Source organism: Paenibacillus maysiensis (genome assembly GCF_000520815.1).
Classification (GTDB): Bacteria; Bacillota; Bacilli; order Paenibacillales; family Paenibacillaceae; genus Paenibacillus; species Paenibacillus maysiensis.
The window spans coordinates 1-311 of the sequence record NZ_ASRY01000243.1 but is presented as its reverse complement, the minus strand read 5'-3'; the positions used below and the strand labels follow the sequence as shown (position 1 = coordinate 311).

The 311-nt window shown below is 39.9% G+C and carries 1 pseudogene; it reads right to left on the bottom strand.

The window, feature by feature from the left end:
- Window positions 1-239, bottom strand: a pseudogene (locus L696_RS0117440) (restriction endonuclease); the annotation flags it as partial.
- Window positions 240-311: the final 72 nt, after the last annotated feature.

The following is a 311-nucleotide window of genomic DNA, read 5'->3' as shown; positions in this document are numbered from 1 at the left end:
TGTACTGAGTAACCTTGATCTATATAATAAAGCTCCATTAATCGTTCAAAATCTGTTCCTGATAGTGTATCTACATCAGCTTGGAGAATCTGTGCATCGGTCAATTTTTTACTCGTTGTTTTTGCTCTTGCCTTACGCACCCCACTATTCGTGCTAACAGATCTACTCTTACCAGTTTTTTTCGTACCAGCGATCTGTTTACCTTTCTTTTTCTGTCGCCGCTTTCGTGTCCACATCAATCCAAAAATTTCTCCTAGAATCACAGAGCCAAGTAAGATACCAAAAAGGTATCCCCAGTGTAGACCAGGTAT